General features: G+C 62.9%; 14 protein-coding genes. 12 read left to right on the top strand and 2 right to left on the bottom strand.

The window, feature by feature from the left end; genetic code table 11:
* Positions 1-198 precede the first annotated feature (198 nt).
* Positions 199-1,251, bottom strand: coding sequence for a hypothetical protein (locus Q9R33_RS05700; protein WP_311293117.1), 1,053 nt, complete (start codon positions 1,249-1,251; stop codon positions 199-201).
* Between the two features lie 83 nt (positions 1,252-1,334).
* Here Q9R33_RS05700 and vsr point away from each other — a divergent pair, with 83 nt between their 5' ends.
* The 11 genes from vsr (at position 1,335) to Q9R33_RS05645 (ending at position 22,219) form a co-directional block, all read left to right on the top strand.
* Positions 1,335-3,032, top strand: a complete 1,698-nt coding sequence (gene vsr / locus Q9R33_RS05695; RefSeq protein WP_311293116.1) for a DNA mismatch endonuclease Vsr — start codon at positions 1,335-1,337, stop codon at positions 3,030-3,032.
* Positions 3,033-3,090: 58 nt separating this feature from the next.
* Positions 3,091-4,638 (top strand): Eco57I restriction-modification methylase domain-containing protein, encoded by a 1,548-nt coding sequence (locus tag Q9R33_RS05690; RefSeq protein ID WP_311293115.1) that lies wholly within the window; start codon positions 3,091-3,093, stop codon positions 4,636-4,638.
* A gap of 111 nt (positions 4,639-4,749) precedes the next feature.
* Positions 4,750-7,038 (top strand): ATP-binding protein, encoded by a 2,289-nt coding sequence (locus tag Q9R33_RS05685; protein ID WP_311293114.1) that lies wholly within the window; start codon positions 4,750-4,752, stop codon positions 7,036-7,038.
* On the top strand, positions 7,028-8,269 hold the full coding sequence (locus Q9R33_RS05680; RefSeq protein WP_311293113.1) for a hypothetical protein: 1,242 nt from the start codon (positions 7,028-7,030) through the stop codon (positions 8,267-8,269). The genes Q9R33_RS05685 and Q9R33_RS05680 overlap by 11 nt, the downstream gene beginning before the upstream one ends.
* Complete coding sequence (locus tag Q9R33_RS05675; RefSeq protein WP_311293112.1) at positions 8,266-8,988, top strand: hypothetical protein; 723 nt, start codon at positions 8,266-8,268, stop codon at positions 8,986-8,988. Before Q9R33_RS05680 ends, Q9R33_RS05675 begins: the two co-directional genes overlap by 4 nt.
* Before the next feature lie 316 nt (positions 8,989-9,304).
* Positions 9,305-12,046 (top strand): AAA family ATPase, encoded by a 2,742-nt coding sequence (locus tag Q9R33_RS05670; RefSeq protein ID WP_311293111.1) that lies wholly within the window; start codon positions 9,305-9,307, stop codon positions 12,044-12,046.
* Positions 12,047-12,267: 221 nt separating this feature from the next.
* Positions 12,268-13,176: a hypothetical protein gene (locus tag Q9R33_RS05665; RefSeq protein ID WP_311293110.1), complete on the top strand. Its 909-nt coding sequence runs from the start codon at positions 12,268-12,270 to the stop codon at positions 13,174-13,176.
* A gap of 71 nt (positions 13,177-13,247) precedes the next feature.
* Entirely contained in the window at positions 13,248-16,667 is a 3,420-nt protein-coding gene (locus Q9R33_RS05660) for a DEAD/DEAH box helicase (protein ID WP_311293109.1), read from the top strand.
* Positions 16,668-17,342: 675 nt separating this feature from the next.
* Entirely contained in the window at positions 17,343-17,657 is a 315-nt protein-coding gene (locus tag Q9R33_RS05655) for a DUF5663 domain-containing protein (protein ID WP_311293108.1), read from the top strand.
* A 157-nt stretch (positions 17,658-17,814) separates the two neighbouring features.
* Positions 17,815-19,884, top strand: coding sequence for a hypothetical protein (locus Q9R33_RS05650; protein WP_311293107.1), 2,070 nt, complete (start codon positions 17,815-17,817; stop codon positions 19,882-19,884).
* Entirely contained in the window at positions 19,871-22,219 is a 2,349-nt protein-coding gene (locus Q9R33_RS05645) for a hypothetical protein (protein WP_311293106.1), read from the top strand. Before Q9R33_RS05650 ends, Q9R33_RS05645 begins: the two co-directional genes overlap by 14 nt.
* A gap of 595 nt (positions 22,220-22,814) precedes the next feature.
* Here the strand turns inward: Q9R33_RS05645 and Q9R33_RS05640 are convergent.
* Positions 22,815-22,994 carry a helix-turn-helix domain-containing protein gene (locus Q9R33_RS05640; RefSeq protein WP_311293105.1) on the bottom strand — a complete coding sequence of 60 codons (180 nt, stop codon included), beginning with the start codon at positions 22,992-22,994 and terminating at the stop codon, positions 22,815-22,817.
* Positions 22,995-23,218: 224 nt separating this feature from the next.
* Here Q9R33_RS05640 and Q9R33_RS05635 point away from each other — a divergent pair, with 224 nt between their 5' ends.
* Positions 23,219-23,758 (top strand): hypothetical protein, encoded by a 540-nt coding sequence (locus Q9R33_RS05635; RefSeq protein ID WP_311293104.1) that lies wholly within the window; start codon positions 23,219-23,221, stop codon positions 23,756-23,758.
* Positions 23,759-23,995 lie beyond the last annotated feature (237 nt).

The following is a 23,995-nucleotide window of genomic DNA, read 5'->3' as shown; positions in this document are numbered from 1 at the left end:
GTGCCACTAGCAGGTTGATTGCGCCGCCGCCGCAGTGGGGCGTGCGAGTGCGGTACGGGACACAGCTCGCCGCACTACGAGCGCGCGTGGCGGGCCCGTCTCTTTCGAATCGTCCCAACCGACTCGTCGTACCCTGGACGACAGCAGCCGCCCTCGCTCAACCGTGGGGGTCGATGGCTCCCAGTTGGCGGACGGGTCTCATCTATCGCGAAGGCCTTGCTCGAGTGCATCAGTCGCGCTCTGGAGACGATGGCGAGCGGCCTCGTGCCGAGTGATCGGTGAATTATCAAGCACATGACGGACCATGTGCTCAAAGAAGCGTTCAGCAGACAACTCCGCAGGCACTCGCGACAGATCGAGCTCAATCGCCGGGCTCGCTTGGAGCGCACGAAACAGACGATCGGTTGACTCCCCTGTCCCGGGCAGTGGCTCCGTCTCTGGCGGTGAGAGAAGTTCAATCTCGACCAGGCCCGCTTCGAGGTCGGTATAGATATCGACAGGCCCTGGAGAGGCCTCGGGCTGCGGGTACATGGGCACGATGAGCGCGACTGCGTCGTACGCGTCGTCCTCGCGGCCGAGCTTTGCAAGGAGGTCAAGGATCCAGGCGGCCACCCGCGGTGCCTGCTCGAAGGCGTTCGATCTCAACGAGAAAACGAATCCCAACGCTGCCCGAGGATGACGACTGCGGAGGTTCTTCGCGTCTCCGTAACTCTCTTCTATCCTGTTCGGTGCGTTGTTGCCGAAGGAGTCGTCCATCCGCTTCGTAGAGATGAGGAGCTCGGGACCGGTGTCCCAGTCCGACATGACTACGTCGACCTGCTTCATGTAGTTCTTACCGAGGACCTTCGCGCTTGCGCTTACGGTGCCGCCAAAGGTTTTCCCTGAACTCAAGAGCTCGCGCAAACGATCTGCGTCGGCTCTGCCCATATTTTCCAGAAGTCCCGCGATTGGGCCAGGCAAGATCCTGGGCACGTCCTCACGCGGCCAGACTGCGTCCGGCAGAAACCCTGCGCGCCGCAGTTCGTATGCGGTCCAAACGTCCAGCGCGAGCGCCGGCAGCCCGGACGTCGAGGTCGATCCCAGCAGGTGTGGGACCCGAAGCAACATTCTGAGGGTGTCGTAGTCCGGGGCGAAGACCACGTTTCCCGCAACGATGCGCCACGGCGACACGGTGCGCAGTTGAGCATTCGTGACGACACGGTCGAACAACGCCCACCCGTCGGACTTGACTGAACTCTTACTCTTCGCCACGCTGCCCCTCGCTCACGCCGAACTCACAGGCTATCGGGCTGCCCGAAGCCCGCTGCGGTGACCGCTCGAGTACCATCGATTCGATGGCCACCTCCGCACCACAACCACCCCCGCGTGAGCTGGGGAAGGCATCCGAGTTACCTACCCGTACGGAGATGCCGTTCGTCAGTCTCTTCAGTGGTGTAGCTGGGCTCGACCTTGGACTGACTGCTGCCGGTGCAACCGCCGTCGCCCTATGCGAGTATTGGGAACCCGCGCGTCGAGTGCTTCGATCACGGTTGCCCGACGTTCCTCTAGCTGGTGACGTCCGAGACTTCACTCCGACGGTGGATCACTTCTTGCTGACAGCGGGCTTTCCCTGCGTTGACTTGTCCCACGCGGGACGCCAGACGGGAATCTTCGGCGCGCAGTCGGGGCTCGTAACTGAAGTCTTCCGCATCGCGAAAGCAACGAAGCCTGAGTGGCTCCTGCTGGAGAACGTTCCTAACTTGCTCCGGCTCGCCAGGGGTGCCGGCATCCGTTTCGTTGTTGCTGAGCTGGAGGCACTCGGCTACCACTGGGCGTACCGAGTCGTCGACTCGCGCGCGTTCGGAGTAGCGCAGCGGCGCAACAGAGTAGTGATCCTTGCCGCCAGGACGCCAGGGGCAGCCGCCGGTGCGCTACTGGGCGATGATACGAATCTTGATGCGGAGTTCGTCGAGCCCGCTGATGCCCGAGCGTCTGGCTTCTACTGGACTGAGGGGCGTCGCGGAGTTGGGTTGGTTAGGGGCGCACTGCCCACCCTCAAAGGCGGATCGACGGTCGGGGCGCCTTCGGCACCAGCAGTCTGGCGGCCATTGGCGAATCTGGGCGAGCGTATCGTGTTGCCTTCCGTCGAGGACGCCGAAGAGCTACAGGGATTCACGCGCGGATGGACAACCCCGGCAGAAGCAATCGGTGAACCAAGTGCTCGCTGGAAGCTAGTCGGCAACGCCGTCACCGTGGGTCTCGGAAAGTGGCTGGGCGAGCGAATCGCTGCTGCGAACGGCGATGCACCGAGCATCGTTGTCGGATCCGCACGTGATGAGCGGCGTCCTTGGCCGAATGCGGCGTTTGGGGGGCCGGGTCTGGATGTCACCGTCGTGCCGGCGTCCCGCTGGCCACTGAGGATAGACGCGTTGCCGCTCGATGAGGTACTCCGCCCCGAAGGCTTGCGTCCGTTGTCCTACCGCGCCACAAAGGGATTCCTTTCGCGTATCGAGGAGTCGGGAATCAAGCTCGAATCCTCGTTCCTCGGCGACCTTGAGGGGCACATGTCCTTCATGCGGGCCGACGTGTCCGGTATCGCGTCGTGGGCGTCGACTGATGCTGTGCGTCGGCGCATGCAGGCGACGAAGCAGAGAAACACCACGCCCGAGGTTCATCTGCGTCGCGCCTTGAGTGATCTGGGCCTCCGTTACCGCCTCCAGATCCGGCCCGAACCTGATCTGCGTTGGCGATCCGACATTGTGTTCAAAGGACCGAAGGTCGTTGTAGATGTTCGGGGCTGCTTTTGGCACGTATGCCCCATCCATCAGTCGCACCCGAAGGCGAACAGTGAGCGTTGGGAAGCAAAGCTTCGGGGCAATCAGGAGCGCGACGATCGCATGGAAACAGAGTTGCACCAACGAGGCTGGATCGTTGTGACGGTTTGGGAGCACGAAGACCCAGCGGAGGCGGCTGGTCGGATTGCTGCGATCGTACGGTCTCGGCGCCCAACGCGAACGCGCTCTCGCGCGTTAGAGGTGGCGGCCAATGGCTAGACCCCTAGCCGAACGAGGAGCTGGCGTCGTATACACCCAGCAGTGGGTAGTCGAGCTAATGCTCGACCTCGTCGGTTACGAATCAAGCGCGGATCTCGGCGCAGACACGATTGTCGAGCCAGGTTGCGGCGACGGCGCTTACCTGCGAGTGATCATCCCTCGGCTCATCCATTCGGCGGTTACTCATGGGCGTGAGCCAGAATCACTCTCCAAAGCAATTCGAGCGTACGAACTGGATCCCCGGGTCGCGAATCTTGCACGGGGGACGGTCGTAGACACCCTTACGTCACTCGGGGTAGGCGGTGCTGCGGCGAACAAGCTCGCTCAGGAATGGATAATTGAAGGCGACTTCCTGCTCCGTCGGCTCGGTCCGAAGGTGCGATGGGTCGTCGGTAATCCGCCGTACGTCCGCATCGAGGAGAGTTCCGCGAAAGAATATGTGAAGTATCGCCAGAAGTGGACCACAATGTCCGGGCGTGCTGACATCTACATCGGGTTCTTCGAAGCTGGACTGTCCCTCCTAAGCGCTGGCGGGCGTCTGTGTTTCATCTGCGCAGACCGTTGGATGCATAACCAATATGGCGCCGGTTTGCGCTCTCACATCATCGAGAACTTCGCGATGCGGGCCGTTATCGAAATGCACGAGTCCGATGTATTTGATGTGCCCGTGGCTGCGTACCCAGCCATCACTCTTATTGAACGCGCATCGCACACGTCGACCGCGCTGGCCACTGCGAGCTCACAGTTTGATGCAGATGGAGCTCGCCGGCTCATGGATTGGTGGAACTCGAAGGATCAGCCGGACCGAACAGAGGCCGCCTTCAGCGCTTCGATTCTGAAGGGGCAGTTTCGCTCGAACGCAAGCTGGCCCTCAGGCCCTCCGGAGAGATTGCGGCTCATCGCAGACCTTGAGGACCGGTTCCCTTCCTTGGAGGAGGTGGGAGTCTCGGTCGGGGTCGGAATGGCCACGGGTGCCGACAAGGTTTACGTGGTCACGGAACCGGGCGAGGTTGAGCCGCGGTTCGTGAAGAAGGCGATAGGTCCTTCAGATTTGAAGGACGGCTCGGTGCAGTGGTCGGGTCGCTACATCATCAGCCCTTGGGACGGCAATTCGCTGGCAGACCTGAGTCAGTTTCCGGGGCTGGCAGCGCACTTCGAGAGTCATCGTCAGGCGCTCGAACGTCGTTACGTAGCTAGGCGTAACCCTGATGCGTGGTGGCGAACCATCGATCGTCCGCCGGCAGACGCGTATCGAGGCGACAAGCTGGTCGTGGCAGACATCCATGATCGCGTCGAGCCCGTTCTCGATGTAGAGGGCCGTTGGCCACTCCACAGTGCTTACTACATCACCAGCACTGAATGGAACCTTGAGGCGCTCGGTGGATACCTCTTGTCGGATGTCGCAGGAGCTTTCGTGGAGGCGTACTCGGTGAAGATGGCCAACGGGCATTTGCGGGTGAGTGGGCAGTACCTGAAAAAGATTAGGTTGCCTGTGTTCAGTGATGTCGATGATTCGACACGTGAGCAGCTCACGGCCGCCTTCCGTATGCGCGACCGCGCGGCAGCTAGCGCGGCGGTTGCAGCGCTGGTCGCTCAGCGCGTGTGATTTGCTGGGCAGCGACTGATCGGGAGATCGAAACCTGAAATGCTGGCGTCGCCAGGGTAGGGATGCCTTGAGCCGGCCGTATAGTCTGATTCGCATCGAGATTGGGCCACCTTGACTACGTACAACTTCACCGTCGATGCGGCACTTCTCAGGGAGCTTGGCGAGCGGCTCGTCGGGCGCCCCTACATGGCGCTTGCTGAGTTGATCAAGAACAGCTACGACGCCGATGCGACCGACGTCGAGATCAACTTCGCCGGGAAGTCGATATCCGTCGCCGACAACGGCCACGGGATGTCGGAGACGGACTTCGCTGAGCGGTGGATGCGCATCGGAACGACCCGCAAGGCAAAACAGGCTCTGTCGCCCAAGTTCAAGCGGGGATTGACTGGTTCGAAGGGGGTAGGGCGTCTAGCGGTTCAGATCCTTGGCCGAGCCACAGAGGTGACGTCGCGCGCGCTCGTGAAGGCTGATGGGTCGAGCAGCGAACTGGCCCGCCCCATTCAAGCGAAAATAAACTGGGACGCAGCGGTGCGGCGTGGTGAACTCACATCCGTCACTGTCGATCTTGAGAACCCGGCGACCGCCCCCACCTTCCCAGGCGACAAGGCACACGGCACGGTCGTGACGATCTCAGAACTGGCCGACGTATGGGGCGCCCAGGATTTCACCAAACTCGCACGCGAGATATGGGCGCTTCGGCCCCCATTCGAGGACGACAGCGGTTCCGGCATGAGGATTTCGCTTCGTAGCGATTCTCAGATCATCGATGAGTCTTTCAATGATCAGATGGAGGCGATTCTCGACATCTGGTCGGCAAGAATCACAGGACGCTTAATGCCGCGCGATAAGTGGCTCGCCACGCCCGACGGTGTGCTCCCACCCCGTCTCCCCTCGATGGATGATGATGACCAGGCTCTTCGACGACCTGAGGCCAAGAAGCTGCAAGATCTGATACTTCGGATCGACGTGGAAGTAAAGGGTGCCGCGAAACGCACCGTGCATTACTTGGTACCGTCGTCCCCGATCGGTCGGCTGCGCTTCGATATCCGCGTTTTTTCGCTTCAGAATCGTCAACCCAAGAATGTGTCCGTCACTGACGCCCGTGAATACCTCCGGCGGTACGGAGGCGTGAATCTGTTCGACGGCGGGTTTCGCTTGCCGTACTACGGAGTGGATCAGGACTGGCTCGAAGCGGAGCGTGACCACGCCCGCCGTCTCGATCGAAGCCGGCTCGTGCCAGAAGCTCTTCAAGTGAAGAAGGGACTGCTGGATCTTCCACCGAATTCGCGCATGTATGGCGTCGTCCAGATCTCCACTGCCGAGGAAGCCAAGGCGGCTGCTCGCCGCGGAGGTGGGAACGATCCGTTGTCGATCCAAGTAAGTCGTGACCGACTCACGGACAACCCGGCTTATCAACAGCTCCGAGTGCTGGTCCGGGCTGGGCTCGACCTGTACGCCATGGAGACAGCACGCATCAAATTGCTCGACGTCACGCGCCTTCGCGAAAAGAGGCAGCGGACTCCTACTGAGGCGCTCGGGATCCTTTCGGCGACCGTTGAGAGGGCGCGGGACGAGCTCGCCAGCGACACCTACGCGGAACTGCGCTACGCGGTGCAGGATGCTACCGAAGCGGCAAGGTTGGCCGAGGCGTCCTCGAGTGCTTATGCAAGCCTTCTGGGAGCGCTCGCGACGGCTGGAAGCACTTCACTCGCATACGAGCATGAAATCAGCAAACAGGTCGCCGCTCTCCAGGATCTTTCTGAAGATCTCACCGAGGTGGCCCAGGGGTTGCCGCAGAGCAAGTCAGCCCAAGTCCTGAGCGCCGTCGAGCGTATGCGGGTATGGCAAGAACGCGTCGCGGGCATCCGCGCTGTATTCGGTCCGCTCCTTAGTAAGGAATCGCGGGACACGGTCGAGAGATATCGAGCGCGCTCGACGGTCCGCAAAGTCGTACGTGACTTGGAGCCCCTCGCGAGCGGGATCAAAGTCGACGTCACTGGAATTCCCAACGATCTGATGTTTCCTCCCGCGACGCTCCCTGCATGGACGTCCATTCTGCAGAATGTCTTGTTGAATTCTTACAATGCACTATCGGACGCAGCTGAACCCGCCATCAGTGTCGTGGGAACCCGAGGGAAGACTACGTCCAGAATCCAAGTGCTCGATAACGGAGTGGGAGTGCCTGCCGAGGGCTCGGAGCGATTGTGGCAGCCATTCCACCGCGAACTACTGCTGTCGCCCGAAAAGGAGGCCGCAGGTTTGGGCGGTATGGGATTGGGGCTGACGATCGTTCGAATGATCAGCGACGAAATTGGTGTGCGAGCTAACTTCGTCACGCCCCCAACTCACTTCAAGACTGCCCTGCAACTGGAATGGAGAGAGCCTAGCGATGATCTCTAACGTGCTGATTTGTGACGACAACAGCGATCGCGCAACTCGCTGGAAGGACACGGTAGAGCAGTACCTGCCAGAGGCACGAGTCGACACGATCACTGGCACAGAGCTGGCCGCTTTGCTGACAGAGCTCTCTGACGCCGAAGACGAAGCCCGAAGCGGGAATCCTCTCTCCGGTGCAGACCGACCGAGAACTCGTCGTGCGGAGGAAGCGGACCTCGTAATCTTAGACTCCGACTTGTCTCCCGCGCCCGATGACCTTGCTCGGCTCGGCGCACAGGATCGACGGACGGTCTCCTCAACGTTGAGAAATGGCTATGGAGACGACGTAGCACGGCAACTTCGCAGCTACTCCCACGCGCCGGCGATCGTTGTGGTGAATATGTTCTGGGGCCGCCATGCCCGCTCAAAGGTATTCGATCTGACCCTAAACCAAAACGCCGGCGCCGTGGCCGACCTTCACATCACCGCGGGGGAGCTATCCGACCCGGTCGTATGGGGACAGCAGCCCGACGATGCCGATTCCGGTTACCGTCCCTGGTACCGCCCATCTATTCCGGAAGTTGTAGATACATTTCAGCGCTCAGCGGCCGCCCAGATGGAGCTGGACGAGAACGTTCTCGACACCCTTGGAATTGCACCGTCGAGACTCACGCCGAGCCAGCTCGACCCATTCACAGAGTCCGCGGAGTCGCTCACTCTGCGAAACTTTGCCGAGAGCGCTCTCGGCTTCAAGTACACGCATACGAAGGACGGAGCGCACCACAGCGATCAGTTTGTCCGCGCCATGGGACTTTCAGCCGTTCGTCGATGGGTCCAAAGGTTCTTAGTCCCCAGCCAGACCGTACTCTTGGACGCTCCACACCTCGCGGAGCGATACTGGCGGGTGCTGATGTCGGGGCCCGACGACCTTCAGGCGCTCGACCGTTTCGCCAACCTCACTTGGGGTGATGACTTTGGTGCTCTCGGACCTGCGGTTCAGGAATCGATCCGCCCCTTCGCGACGCGGCCCGTGTTCGATGAGGCGATCGCGCGTCGGATAGCGGCCGAACAGATTCGGTCGAAACTCCTGGGACCTGGCTCGCTTGAGGCAGCGTTCGCCGAGGACACATCGCGATTCGTAGCACTCGACGAGCTGACACAGTTCCCCTCTGACCTTCCGGGCGACTTCAAGCAACGCTGGTTGGAGGAAGTTGAGGGGATTGGCTATGAGCCCGCGAACAGGCTGCTTCTGTGAGCAAGACGGAGGTGAAGGAGCTAGCCAAGCTGCAAGCTGTCGTCGGCGCGTGGTATCAAGCTGGACTCGGTGACACGACGAAGTCAGACGCGGCAGCAGAGTTCCGCACGCTGTTTCCGGCGATCGGCAACGGCGATCCATCGTCAGACCTGAAGGCGTGGGGTCGCCACGGCAACAAGAAAGCTTGGTTCCCTCTAGAGGGCTACTTTAGTGCGCACCCAGTTACGACTCCCGGCAGGGACGGCGCCGACGATCAGACTATGTGGCCCCTCGTCAGCTTTCAGCTTCGTGAGCACAGCGGTGCCCTTCAACTCATGATTCGCGTTGTGCTGTGCGCCGTAGGTCCCGACGGTCGCGTAGATGGATGGGGCTGGCGTTTCGACTCTGCAGACCATGACTCGGGGGACAACTCCCACCCCTACGCACACGTCCAGCACATCACGAACTGGGAACCTGGGTCGCAAGGTTTTCGCTGGCCGCGGCTCGCGCCCCTGACGGAAGACGAGGACGCCCACCCGGTAGAGATTCGTAAGACGACCCCAGAGACCAAGCCTGCTGTGCCGCTCGCCTGCAACGATGCCGGGGGGCTCGCCGTGGCAGTCATGCTGTCGATATACGGTGCGACTCGCACTGCACAAATGCTCAAGAACGTTGCGCAGGCTGATCCACAGTTCTACTTGCTCTGCGGACGCGACAAGCTCGAGTTCTTAGGAGACTAGTCGCGCACGCACGCGGTGTGCTGCCTGGCACCAGCCGTTCGATATCCCGCGCGCACGCGGGACATTCCTTGCGTGACTGGCCGCTGAAGTACGTCGTGGCGAAATACGACTGAGATCGAGAGGTCCAACACCGCTCAGAGAAGAACAACGCCTCATCAACGGAGCGATCAAGAAGGACGATGAATGGAGCGATCAAGAAGGACGATGCACGCAGGCACCCTGGGTGAGTGACACCGTTTAGAAGCACTCCCCTACACGTACCTGCACGCCGGAAAAATCCCTGGATAATAGGCAAACCGCGTCCTATTCTGACGGCATGCGCGGAGGCCTCGAAAGATGGAAGCGAGGTGTCGAATCCAGAGGGGTTCGGCAGGCGATCTCCTACGCGCTCGAGGGCACGTGCGATGCTCACCGGCAGCACTCCCCCGGCGTTGACGCGCTCGAAGCGTACAGTGGCGCATCCGGTTCGACCGTCTCACGGTTCATCGTCGAGAACGGCGTCATCACCTCCGACGAGCTGACCGCCGGCGGCCTTCGTGTCTGGCTCACCGGACACGACCCGGTCACCGGGGAAGAGCGCGGCCATCAGCGGCTGAGCCCCGACGCCGATCTGCTGCTCGACGGAACGCTCAACCACCCGAAGTCGTACAGCATCGCCGCGCTGCTGCATCCCGAACTCGCCGTCGAGTTCGAGGCGCTCCAGGACCGGCTGCGTGACCGCATCCTGCTCACGTGGCAGACCGAGCTCAACGCGCGGCGCGGGCACGGAGGACTCATCCGCGAGGAGATCACCCGCATCGAGGTCGTCGAGTTGCAGCATCGGCGCTCGCGCGCGCTCGACCCGCACATCCACCGTCACCTCTGGCTGAACATCAAGGTGCTGGGCGCGGACGGCAAGTGGTCGAACCTCGACTCGCGCGTCGCGATGAAACTGCACACCGTCGTCAACGCGGAGGGCGAGCTCGCCGCCCGCACGGATCCCGCCTGGATCGCCGCGCTCGCACGGCACGGTTACACGCTCGGCGAGACGGGCGAGATCGCCGAACTCGCGGGCGCCGTCCGACCCTTCTCGCGTCGGTCGGCGCAAATCGAAGGCAACCGCGCGCGCCTGATCGCGGAGTGGTCGGCGGCGCACGGAGGATCTGTGCCGAGCGTCGAGGTGCTGCAGCAGATCGATCGGCGCGCGTGGGCGGTGTCGCGTCCGAACAAGCCGGCAGATCTCGACGAGGCGTCGTGGGAGGCGCGCGCCCGCGAGGAAATCGCCGCAATCGATGCGAACCTGACCACCCCGCGCGTGCCCGTTCCCGTCGCTTCGACAGACCCGCATGCCGTCGACCTGGATCTGCTCGCGGCACAGGCGGTCGTCGACGCGGACGAACGTTCCACCTCATGCGGCGGGAGGTTCAGCATCTTCGACATCCGCGCCGGCGCAATACGCGCACTCTCGCGCACGGGCGTCGTTGCGGAGCGCGACCTGCTGGACGGCGTGATCGCCGAGATCACGGAGCGCGCCACGCATTCCGTCTACCGCCTCGTCCCGGGTATTCCGCCGGCGCACGTCAAGGCGTTCATGGCGACCGAAACCGTACGCGCCAAGGTACGCCTCGCCGGCCGCTTGGACGTGCTCGCCCAACCGGGGCGCTCCCTGCTGCCGGGCGAGTTGCACCGGCTCGCACCGAACGATGATCTATCGGCGCTGGATGCGTCGCAAAGCGTTGCCGCGTGCGCCATCGCCGGCACGGACGGGCTCGTGACGGTGACCGGCCCCGCCGGCGCGGGCAAGACGACGATGCTGCGCGCTGCGTTCGCGGCGCTCACGTCGCAACGGCGCCGGATGCTCGTTGTTGCTCCCACGCGAAAGGCGGCATCGGTGGCGTCTCGCGAGGTCGGGGCCGCGGCATCCAGTATTCATGCCTTGCTTTCGGACCATGGCTACCGATGGGGCACCGACGAGGCCGGCGCGAAGGTGTGGACCAGGCTGCGGGTGGGAGAACTCGATCCAATCACGGGCGCCGTGCACGGCGGACCGACCCAGTACGCGTTGCGTTCTCGCGATCGGATCGTCGTCGACGAAGCCGGCATGGTCGACCTGCAGACGGCGAACGTCCTGGTCGAGCTCGCGATCGGGCAGGGTGTCGGGCTGGCGTTCGTGGGTGACACGCATCAGGCGTTGCCGGTCGGGCATGCGGGTGCGATGGGTTCTGCGATCCGGCACGCGAACGCTGCGGTCGAGCTCGACACGGTGCACCGGTTCCGCGATCCCGACTACGCGGCGCTCACGCTGCGGCTCCGGGATGCGGGCGATCGCGAGCGTGCGCTGGTGGTTGCGGGCGAGCTTGCCGAACACGGCCACGTCGACCGGGTCGAACATCACGACGCGGCGCGTGAGCGGATGATCGACGCGTACTTCGACTGGCACGCGCGCGGCAAGCGGGTGACGCTCGTATCTGGCACGAATGCTGAGGCGGATGCGATCAACGACGCCATCCAGCAGCGGCGAGTCGATCAGGGCGAGCTTGACGTCCGCGTCGCCGCGTCGGGAATGGCGCAGCAGCGCATCCTCGTCGGTGACACCGTCCAGACTCGTCGCAACGACCGGCTCACGGGAGTGGAGAATCGCGCGCAGTGGATCGTGCGCGGCATACGCGACGAGTACCTGTCTCTTGTCTCCGTGAGCGACAGCGGAGAGGTGGCGCGTGTGTCCACCGAGTACGCGCGCGAGCACCTGCAGCTTGCGTACGCGTCCACCGTGCATGGCGTGCAGGGCGACACCGCCGACGCGTCAGTGGTCGGGCCCGATGTGGATGCCGCGGGGCTCTACGTTGGCCTCACACGAGGGCGGGTGCATAACGCCGCGGTCGTTGTGGCGCGGACGGATGCCGCGGCCCGCGAATGTCTCGCCGAGTCGATGCAGCGCGGCACTCCGGAGTTGACGATGCAGGATGCTGTGCGCGCGGCGCAGGCCGAGGTGTGGCGCGCGGCGCGTAACCGGGAGGCGGCGATGGCTACGGGTCCGGCTGGCGAGGCGCCGAGTGCGGGGCGGGGACTGGGGATGTAGAGCCCACCTACTGCGATGGAGGGTCCTCGATCGTCCAGCCGCACGCTGCTTCTCCGACTACATCCGGGTGCCGGCCTGAGCCCGCGCGACCACCGGGCACTCGTAGATAGTGGAGAAGCTCGGAATATGGCCTCCCTGCGCTTGACATCAGTTGAGTGATCACGATCGCCCCCATGCGTCTCCTCAAGGATGGTGTTTCACGACGACACAGGAGAGCGTCCGTGGATAGCATCAACAAGTGCCGCATTGTCCCCTCCAATCCGAGTCCTGAGCACCCTCGCACGGCCATGCCTCAATCCCCACTCTCCGCCCTGCTGGCCTTCGAACCCAGCGACGAACGATCTCTTGTTGAGTACGAGATTGGCGGCATTGGGCTCATCGGCGACGACAGGGAAGCAGCGGCTCAGATGATCGCCGATGACGGAATGGTGGTGGCGTGTGGCGCCTCATCCGTACTGATGAGGTGGCGAGATCGGCGAGACGGAGGGGTTGCTCAAGAAGGCGCGCGCCTCGAGGCTCTGCGGACGTTCATGAACATCGGGTTTGGGCTTCCTGATCGACAAAAGAATCCCGATCACGTCCAGGGTCACGTGGCAGAGCTTCTGTGGAGTCGAGTCATCGGCGAGAGGCGAACTTGCCGTGACGGTCGCGCATTTGTGACATCTGAGCCAATAAAGGCAGATCCACTCGAGCCAGGTGGGGACGGCCTCGTTGTCTACAAGAGCGATGCGGGGACCCTCGTATTCCGCTTGTGGGAGATCAAGAAGCACGACTCCTCCGCGCGAGTGTCCCAGACCATCAATCGGGCTGGGAAGCAGTTGAAGACTCGTGGGCACGAGTATTTGGCAAAGATTGCCGGACCGTCGACACTCACTGCGACAGGCGACCTGGCAGAACTCTACGATTCGATGCTCGACCTCTGGTTTGACCGCAGTTCTCGGGCTGGCGTCGGAGTGGCCGTCAGCGCATCAGATGAGCACGCGCCGACAGGCCGACGTGCATTCAAGTCCCTGCGTACGCACTTTCCGGCGTTCACAGAGACCGGCCAGACGGAGTCGCTGGTTTTCGCGGTGCCAGACTTTCCCGGATTCGTTAACCGAGTACAGGAGATCGTGTGGAGCGGGCTCTAGATCTGCAGCTCCTTCGGGGCGCTCTCGCGAATCGCACCCGCCTGCCAAGCGCCGAGCAACTTCAGGAACGGATGGCGAAAGCAGAAATTGCGCTGATACTCCGCCGCACGAATGTCGACCGAAAGCTCATCAGGACGGCGTGGTACTTGCACGGCATTGCGTCGGTGAGCACGGCACGTGAGCGGTACACGGTCGCTCGGCAGCGCCAGGCCTTTCTCGTGAGTGCTCACATCTTCGACCTCGCGCTGGCAAGAGATGACATTGACTTGGAAGAACGGCTAGCGATCGGGTTCGCGGCTGCGATCGGCTACCGACGCGGAGGACGGGACCCCAACGCCGCCGCCATCGTTACGCGGCTGGGCGAGTACATCGGCCTGAGCCCCGCAACGCTAGGGGTTGGCGGGCTCGAGGCACTGGCGTTGCGCGCTGGCCTGGTATTTCTCGGGTTTGACACAAAGGTCGCGTTCCGCTGGTTAGCAGCTTGGAGGCGCTACTTTTCCGACTTAGCCGGCCAAGCGGAGTTGGATGACTTGCGCACAACAGCTTTGGGACCGACCGAGTTGCTGGTGCGGGGATCGGAAGATGTGCTCTCGTTCCTCACGCGAGGAAGCTACGACCTCTTTGAGCGGGGGCAAGACCGGCTGCGCGCGGTAGTCGTCGATGAGAGCGCACCGCTAAATGAGCGATGGGTCGCATCGCATCTCCTTGCGTTTGCTGCTGAGGCCGAGTCCGGTTCGCCCTGGAATCCAGGAATCCTCCCGCCCGAGGTGCCGGCGTCCGTTCGTCAAGCGTTCGCCATCGGCTCACCCGCGGTGCTGACCTTCTGGGAACCGCAGCGGGAGTTGCTGACCGGGACGATCTCTCCACTTGATCCGGCGGTAAGGCGGATGGTGCTGGCCGTGCCGACAAGCGGCGGCAAGACACTGATCGCCCAGGTCATTGCAGTTGCGGAGCTCGCTCGCAGCGACAAGAGTGTTTGCTTTGTCGTTCCGACACGGAGCCTTGGTCGTGAGGTGCGACGTGCGATGTCCGCGCGAGTACGAATCCTCGAGAAGGACGTTGCGGCAGAGAAGCCGGACTTCCCGACCTGGTGGGAGACCCTGGATCTCCCGCTCCCAGAGCAAGAACCGGCTGATGTCGAGGTGATGACCCCAGAGCGGCTTAGTCACCTCTTGCGGCAGGAGCCGAGCGCCGTGTTGGAGCGATTTGGCATGTTCATCTTCGATGAAGCTCAGTTGCTAAAGGAACAGGGACGTGGCTTCGTCCTGGAGTCGCTGATCGCCTCGCTGAACTTACTGACGGCTGAACGCGACCTTCGCATTGTGCTGATCTCTGCAGCGCTGGGAAACGCTGGTGCCATCAGCCAATGGCTTAGCCCCGAACAGGCCGCGTTGGTGCAACAGAGCGAATGGCGCGGACCGCGGCGGCTCCATGCAGTGTTCAACACTCAAGCAGACTGGGAAAGCACGGTCGTTAAGGGCGGAGCAGGGAGAGACTGGCCCTATCGGCACACGACGGTCCTATCCGGCGAAATCCGGGTTCGCTTGGCGACTGGGGCCACGGAGTCGATACCGACGCAGGGTGACACCGGGTGGAGGCTCGTCAGGAAGTCGAAGGACGGCGCGAAGTACCCGAACCCGGTCATAACCGACACGACACGAAGCACAAAGCGCTACGTGATCGCCAGTCAGATGATCATTGCGCTGGGCCACGCGGGATCGGTGCTCGTGGTCGCATCAACGAAACTCCAAGCGCAGCAGCTTGCTCAAGGCATTGCTGCGTCGCTCGATGATGCGCAGCAGCTTGCACCGCTTGTGGACTTCGTCCGCGGTCAGTTGGGCGACGCCCACCCACTTGTGGCGACACTGAGGAAAGGGGTTGGCTTTCATCATGCCGGTCTGCCCGTGGAAGTTCTGGAAGCGCTCGAGGGCGCAGTTCGGGACGACGCTCTGCCGTACTTGACCTGTACCTCGACGCTCACCGACGGAGTGAACCTGCCCGTGCGGACGGTGGTGTTGTATGACACTCCATACCCCAATCAACCGGAGGACAGCAGACTCAAAGGAGCGCGTCTCGTCAACGCGATGGGACGGGCAGGGCGAGCTGGCCGCGAGACCGAGGGGTGGATAGTGCTTGTCAGGGCTGCTGAGCCCGCCGAACAAGACTTCGCTGACCTGAACCCGGATGCCGACGATCTCGAGGTCACCTCAACGCTCACCACCGACAACGCGTTGGCCGCAGTAGCGGAGTTCGAGCTGACTGCGCGCGCTGGCTACGACGCAGTATTCACCGCGCAAGGCGCAGCCGCGGACTTTATCTCGTTCGTTTGGTCGATGCTCGCAACGGCGGAGCAATTGGACGATCTGACCATTGCGGAGCCCGCCAGGGTCGTCGACTCGACCTTGGCGGCGCGCCACTCGGCCGCCGTGCGGCGGCAATACCTCGCCATCGCAGAGGTAACCCGCTCGGCATACCAAGGCACCGATCCAGATGCCCGTCGCCGCTGGGCGCGCGTCGGGACTTCAGTCGGCTCGGCACGAAAGATCGACTCGCTCGCTCGCCAGGTTGCCGCCGCTGTACTGCAAGACGACTTCGGCGGGCCGATTGACACCGCTGCCGGAGCGGTAGATCTGCTGGCGGATTCCATGGGCTCACTGCTGCAACTCGACGAGGCGCCTGAATGGGCGTTCCGTACGAGCGTGAGGGGGCAGCCGATCGAGGTTGATCCGGCAACCCTATTGATGGGGTGGCTCGAAGGCGGCTCTCTGCCCGCGCTGGCTGATCGGTACCTTGCCGCAGCAGCAGACCCCGCATGGCGGATCGAGCAGATGGTCAATGTCACGACCACCCAGTTCGAGCACTACCTGTCGTGGACTCTCGGGGCAGTGGTCGAACTAACGAACTCGCTCCTGGAGTCGCATGGATCAGAGGCGCGCGTGTGTCCGGAACTGGCGGGATACGTCCGCTACGGAGTCCAGTCCCAAGTAGCATTGCGCCTCATGTCTGAAGGACTGCACTCGCGCCGGATCTCGAACCTGATCGCCGCATCGCTCCCAGCCGACGCGAGCATAGGGATCGACGACCTCCGAAGCGGGCTCGGCTCGCTATCGGTCGAGGATTGGCGGCGCGAGTTCGCCGCGACCGCATCTGAGGTAGCGGATCTTCTCGATTTCACTCGTCAACGGAGGCGGAGTCTCCTAAAGGTGCTCCTCGACTCGGGGGCGGTTTCGTTGCCGCTGCTTCTCGTGAGCGATCCGCATGGGCGTGGTGAACTGCGCATCGAGGCGAGTGCGACTGGGGAAACGCCTGGATCGCTCGCGGTGTTCGAGGGTGCTCGGCGCATTGGGACGGTTGGATCGCAGGATCAATCCGATGTCCAGGCGATCCTGAACACGGGCTTCGCTATCGAGGTGTCGATAGATATGAATGATCAGCAACCTGAACTCACGCTGCGGTTGGCTTTGGATCCGACTGCGGGCAAGTTGATTTGAGCCAACGGCGCCACACCTACAGGCCGCGTCCGCGGCGCACCGTGTCGGGCTGGCCTTCGTGGGTGACACGTCGTAGGCGTTGCCGGTCGGGCACGCCGGCGCGATGGGTTCTACGATCCGCCACGTGATCGCTGCGGTCGAGCTCGACACGGTGCACGGCGCAATCCCAACCGCGCCGCGCACGCTGATGGTCGGCTTGCCGATGCGGGTGCCGGACGGGGATGTAGGGGCGCGCCCGCGTGGCGGGCGTTAGAAAGAGGGCGTCCCGGCGGGCTCCACAGTCGATCGAAGCGGGGCCTAACCATCGTGCGCAGATCTCCTCGCCTGCTGCCTTAAAGGACCCGCATGCGCACCGGTGCGAGCGACGCTGAGTCCGGCCCCGCCGAGAACCTCTGGCGAAATTCCAGCATCTCCATGAGGGCCGATCGGAGACCAGAATCGAGGCGGCCTCGTCCGATGGAGGTTCGGGCATTTGATTCTGATCAGGTGTTCGCGGTCGGCATGGACAGCATGAAACGCGTTCTCGAACTCGGCAGGCGGGACGTCGCCGAGGCACCCGTGGAGGCATTGGTAGCGCGGACGAGGCGGCATCGTCACAGACATCGAGGATGCATGGCGGTATGTATCGCGGGCTGCGCTACGATTCCCACGGCGGCATGGCAAGGGGAAAACTTCATGGAACTCGTAGACGATCGCGCTTTCGCGCGCATGGGACTCGCAGATCTGCCTGATGGACAGAGAACACGCCTGGCGGAGCGCATCACTGAGTTGCTTCAGTTACGGATCGGACATCGACTCGCGGCCCGAATGAATGATCGCCAGGTCATGGAGTTCGGTCGGCTATTTGAGGCTGACGACGCGGCGCAGATCGACGACCGGTTCTTGTCGCTCGCGCCGGACAACCGTCGGGTGGTGCAAGAAGAGCTCGATTTCGTCATTGACGAGCTGCACGTAGCAGTTGAGGAAGCGAGCGGTGCGGATGGGGAGTGAGCCTGCTTTGACCGGGCTCCCCGAGCCGCACGCTGGACATCTACGGCAAGCACTGGAATTCGTCAGAGAGATCCGCGGTCAGGCGCGAGTCTCAGTCGATGACGCCCCTCGTGTAGTCGTGCTCGACGGCCCGCGCGGATCTGGAAAGACAACAATCTTGTCTGACCTTCGTCGCTCGCTGTCGGCCGATGCAATCGTGCTTGAGCCGATCCGACCCGAATTGTTCTCTGACTCTGATTCCGTATTAGGTCATGCCATCGCCGCGATCATTCGGGTGCTCGAGCAACGCGCTCCCTCGGTGCTCCAGATCAGTGTCGGCGAGTCAACGGTGTACGCCGTGCTGAACAGGCTCCTGCGAAAAGCATTCGTAGTGGGCGCGCGCGCCTATGACGAACGGGGGCTCGCCCCTGCCGATCAAAGCGAAGAGTTCGCCCGCTCGGCGAGCATCGGCGCGTCGTTTCTTTCGGAGTGGGAGGAGGTCACCGATCTCATCGCCAGTGCCCTAGCCGAGCTCAACGTGGGACCGGATGTGATCATCTCGGTCGATGACCCTGATCTCGCTCCCGAGCACCTGCCGCGCATCCTCCTTGATCTGCGCATCGTCGGGCTGGCGCCGAACATTGTCGTAGTGGTCGGATTGAGCAGGGCCGAGGCGCGTCGCGCAATAGCTGAGAAGTACTTGGCACTGTATCGCCACGTAGCGAAGTGGGATCGCGACAGTGAGCTGCTCGATGCAAACGGACTCGACGCCACGGTTGAGAGTCAGCTCGCCAAGGCGCTGCCGCCGAGATACTCCGTATCGATTACCGAGCTGACCCTTTCGCAACGGCTCAACTTCCGTCCGATCGACGAGCCTGGTGCGCAGACGTTGATTGAGGTGTTGCGCGCACGCGCAGCGGGCGAGGCTGAGTTCGGTGCGGAGACGTTGGGCGATTACTTCATGGGGCCTGGTGGCTCGCCCACGCCATACGCCGCGATGCTGCCACCGAATCCTCGCGCACTTAGGGGTCTGTATTACGCGCTAGCCGCAACCCACGTGCCGCACGGTCCCGTCGCAACACGGATCGCCGCCGAGCAACTAGTCACGCACGGGCTTCGACTGGGCGCCGCGAGGTCGCGGCCAGCGCGCAATCTTGCGGCCGGCGTGCGTTTCGATCCCACGGACAGTCACGACGGCGGACGCGTTGAGATCGATTGGGGAGGGGTCAAGGCGACGACCTTCCATGGCACATCAGGGATGCGCATACCCGTATCCAATGGGCAAGTGGACTTCGAGCTCTTCCTCACGCCACGCGGCTCTATTCGTGCGACCCATCAGACTGGAGAGTCGGCGCCAGCAAAGTCGGTCGATAGCGCCACATTCAACGCCATGATGCTGCTTCAGGACTTGTCTCTGGCGCACGATACGTTCTCGGTGTCGGCGATGGGTCGGGCGCCTCTTCTCGGCGTGCGCGAGTATGGAGCGCTGGACATCGGAAACCACGAGACCAGCGCCGATGGTCGTTTCTTGGTGCCCCCGTTGTGGGAGGGCCTGCTCGATTACGTTCTGCTGTACGACGGCTGGAACTCGTTCTTGCCGGTACTTGAACATCGCCAGGCCGAGATCAAGTCCATGCACCTCGGCGCGCTCGCGGTGATCGCATGGTGGCGTCAGATCGTGGCAGTGCAGGGCCGCCGCGCGTCGGCCCACGATCTGTCCCTCATGATTGATTCCGTAGCTGACGCGCCTCCACCCGCGCGGGACGGCCAAGTCTTGCGATTGCTCGACCAGACGCTTGAGCAGCTCGGTGTGATGTACAAGCGGGAGCTGGCAAGCAGCACAGTGCGTGCTCGCGATTACGTGTCATGGATTGATCGCTTACTGTTGTTTGCGTGCCATCCGCTCGTTCTTGCGCCTGGGCTGACTGACCGGGTCGTCGACTGGCGCGCCGAACTGACTGCCAGATATCATCGGGCAAACATCGCCCGAGGAGCCGTCACCCGGGCCTTGACTAAGCGTGCCGAAGCGGCCATCGATGAGTTCTGGCTGAGGGACTACCTGACGAACGTGAACAGGCGTCTAGGCTCGTCCGAACTCGCGGAATTGATCGAGCGTGCCGATCGCGCCCGCGGAAACAAGGTGTCTCGAACGCTGTCCCAGTCGCGTGATGTTCGTTATCGTGCAGCGATGCGTAGGCTCGACGAGATCGAGGCGGCTACGCGGCGACAAGTCGATGACGGCCGCTGAAATCGATCGAGAGGTTGCGGTCGGATATATTCGCTTCTCGGTTGCAACCCTCGACTCACTCGCGGGGGTGGCCTCGTCGAGCACTGAGTGGAAAGAGCGTGTGCGGCGCCTGCTCGCGTCCGCCCTCACCTACGATCCCGATCTCGAGCGCCGACTAGACGTTCTGGTAGGAGAAGGCACGAGGCTTGCCAGCCTGCGCACGGCGTACTCACTAATCGATGTTGAGAATCTTGACCTCAGTGAGAAGCGCGAGCGTGAGGCCACGCGGCTGATCCCGACGGAGCTATGGTCGGATCTCAAGCTCGGCGCCACCGCGCTCATCGATGGATGGGCCGACATGGGCGACCCTGGCGAAACGGGGTTCACAGATGCGCACGTGCACTCCGGCGGCGCGACCAGCACTCTGGACACGATCGACCTAGTTCTTTCGGGACTCCGGGCGAAGTTGACACGTGCTGGGTGGGTGGTGCCTTCGTTCCCGACTGAGGACGCGAGGGGCAGTGTATTCGATCTTGGTCGGCTCATGGTGGTTCTGCACTACCTAACCGCCAGGGCGGTCGTGCCAGCGAAAGAGAGGGACACTGCCGCTGCGGCGGCGCCCCGGGATGGCGAAATGACAGTATGGTCGCTGTTTCAACGCTACGTGACCGATCCTTCGGATGCGCATGGAGATCATCAACGCATCCGGGAAGCCCTGATGACGCTACCAAACGAGGCGGGGTCGCCCGGAGTGCGTGCGGCGCTCCTGAGCGCTTTGGCCGATCCGTCGGCGCCAAGCGCGCACCTCGTCGACGGCATCGTGACATGCGTTGGACTTGCCACGCACGCTCTTCGAGCGCACTTGCGCACATCGCTCGACGCATTCGCGCAGTGTTTCGGTCTCCAGTCCGGCTTGCGGTGGTCGTTCACCAATGCCGGGCTTAGCCGGGCCGAGATTATCGACGTGGAAAGCGAGCGAGTCTCTCGCGCGCTCCGCGCCATCTCAGGCGCGCACGGGTTAGACCGAGTCGAGATGCGCAAATCCTTTCACCCGAACACGACTTATGACTCCGACGTTCGCGTCGAGATCGTTGACGCCTTCCGCGCGCACATGCGGGGCGCCTCACAGTTCGCGCGCGATCGACGGGATCAGATCGCTTTCCAGATGCCGGTTGGCCTTCTGCGCGACGGGCAGCACGATGTCGGAGTGCACCCGTCGTCGGATGAATGGGCGTTCCGGTATCCGTTGCCTCGTTTCCTGAGAGTGGTGCAAGTCGTCAGCGATGTTCTGCAGAGCGACCCGGAGCTGCACAAGTACATCGGTTCAATCGACGTCGCCGGGAGGGAAACGACTACTCCGAACTGGGTCTTTGCCCTGGTCTTCTCCTCGTATGCGGGTGTGAGCGCCATGCGGAATGCTCCCGTACTCGATCTCGTCGTACATGCAGGTGAGCACTTCGACAGACCGCTACAAGGTCTACGTCACATCGACGAGGTGCTCGAGATGGAACCCCGTCCCAAGCGCATTGGCCATGCGCTCGCGCTCGATGAGCGTCGGGTCGCTGGAAGGACACCCCAGCCCGTGCAGAGCGCACACGGCGTGTTGGAAGACCTCGTTTGGGCGGTCCGACGGCTTGAGGGCGACTATGTGCATCGGCACCTGCGCCGGTCGCTTATCGCGCAGGCCGAGCAGCTGTCCCCCACGGTCTTCGGGGTCGACGCTTCGATAGGCGACCTCGTTGATTGGTCGGTGGGCCGCACCGATCGTCTCCACATCGCAGCGCTGGGCGTCGACCTACTTGACGTTGGGGCATTCGATCTGGAGGTGGTGTGGCGGACGGCGTCTTCTCGCCGCCTGACCACGACTAGCCTCGCAGACGCCATGATCCTCGCGGACTTGTTCGTGGCCGACGTGGCCTACCACGACCAACGGACTTCGAGGCAGGGCAGAGTGAGCCGCAGTGACGAGAGTCTGGAGTTGCCCGAGGCGACGCAGCTTGCGCAGAAAGCCTACGACGCACTGAGACCGATCATTGGACGGCGCATCAGAGATGCGGACGTAGTCATCGAGTGTTGCCCCTCGTCGAACGTTGCGATCGGAGGCTACTCGACGTACGCGGATCTGCCGATCGGCAGGTGGATGAACGAAGGGCTCGTGTGTACCGTCAACACCGATGATCCCGGCGTGTTCGGCGTTACCGTGCATGACGAGCTAACACGACTTGTCCGGTCCTCCACGCTGAGCGGTTCGCAATTGTCGTCCGTCTTGAGTGTCGGAACGGCGTCGACGGCAATCGGGGCGATGTCGGCCGGCGCGGACACATACGAACGAGTTTCGTATGCTCTCACGACCTGATGTATCAGCACCGTGTTGCTCCGGGATCAGCGTCCCTTGTGATGGCGGCCTTGACGAGCAAGCAAGCGCGAAGCGCGTGAGGCGCAAGTCTCTGGCGGTCGTTCGCTATTCCACAGTCCATTGGCTGGTGAAGATAGGCGGTCCGCTTTGCCACAGGTTCGGTATTCCGAGATCGAGATGAGCGTCCGCGACAGCGCATACACAGGACGCGCCATACGCCAGCGCCGCGATGATGAAGGAGGGGACGCACGACGAAGCGCGCCTGCTGGTCCAGCGCATGACGGACCCGCCGCCGCAGGGCATCGACGTCGATGGCTTACTCACACGCAACTCGCCCGCGCCTTCCCGAGCGCATAGCGCCTAAACCGGCCTTAAGTCAGCGCGTCTGGCGCTACTCTTGCGGCCGGGGATGCGCGGAAAGCCCTCATACTGCATTTCAAGGAGGTTCTTCTTGCCGGCGCCGCCACGCCGGGCGTTGATGCCCTAGTCGTCGGCCCCCGCGCAACACGACGAGGTAGCACCCCCGTTCGCTTCGGAATAACGCCGTGCCGGGCGGCTGCTTGGACGTCGGGCCGCACCGCCCGTCGAGCCGCTCTCAGGCGTCGACGCCGAAGGCGCGCAGCAGGGGCAGGCGAGGGATCATCAGGCGCGGGCCGAGTTGGACCGTGGGAATGGTCCCGCTCTCGATGCCGAGCTTGATCGTGCGGTAGTCGACGCCGACGAGCTTCGCGGCATCCTTCATCGTCAGAGCCAGGCAATCCTGTGACCGGTTCATCGCCCTTCCTTCCTGTGAGCCAGCAGTGTCAGTCTCCCTTCGTGGCAAAGTACCACACGCGTGAGCCAAGATCGACAGTCTTCTTCGAGATTCGTCGATGACCTGGAATAGTGGGCTCCATGGCAGACGTCGAGACGTACGACTTCAGCGACGAACGCATAGATCTCGGCAGCGGGGTGACGCTTCCGAAGTCCTGGCGCGCACGCGTGTCGGGTGAGCAGGACGTGCCCGGCACGATCACCGTCCGCGTGGAGTGGGATGACGTGCTGAGACGCACGGCCGTCTCCTTCGCTGCGCTCGAGCGCGAAGCGGAAGGCGTCGACATCACCAGCCAGGTGCTCCGCGAGGTGCGAACGCACTGGATCATGACTAGGTCCGCTCTCGATGTCGTCACCGTCGACGTCGGCTCTGAGGATGGCGGCGAACGCGACCGCATTCCGGTGCGCGAGTTTCTCAGTCGTGTGCGGGCGCATGAGGAGCGCGAGCCTTTGGAATCCCTCCACGCGGCGATCTCTGTCTATCGCGTCGCCACGGCAATCAGCTATCCGCCGCTCAAGCTTGTCGCCGACACCCTGCAGATCAGCCAGAGCACCGCGACGCGCCTCATGAGTCGCGCGCGCGACTCGGGCCTGGCGCCGGAAGTCCGGATCCAGGAGCCGCGGCGGGCCCCGGCGGTCGACCCATACAACCCGGGTCAGGCCTTCGACCCTGCGGCGCCACACCGCGGGCTAGCTCAGCCCGGCGGACCGTCGATCGGACGATGAGCAGCCAGTCGGTGTTACCGCAGGGAGACCCGATCGGGGCGAGCGGCCAATGGCGCGGTTTGAGCAGATTGCTCAGCATGGCGACCGCTTGCAGTTCTCGACTTAGCAATGTGCTCATTTGACTCTTCTTGTCGCTGAGCGAGTCCCGAGGCCGGGATGCCCTGCGCCACGGGGCGTCGATCAGCCCTGATTTTTCGGGGTTTTCTGCCCGCATTTTGCCCGCAAACCGTTTCCCAC

This window comes from Microbacterium sp. PRC9, assembly GCF_031844125.1.
GTDB lineage: Bacteria > Actinomycetota > Actinomycetes > Actinomycetales > Microbacteriaceae > Microbacterium.
This window is presented reverse-complemented; position numbering and strand designations above follow the sequence as displayed.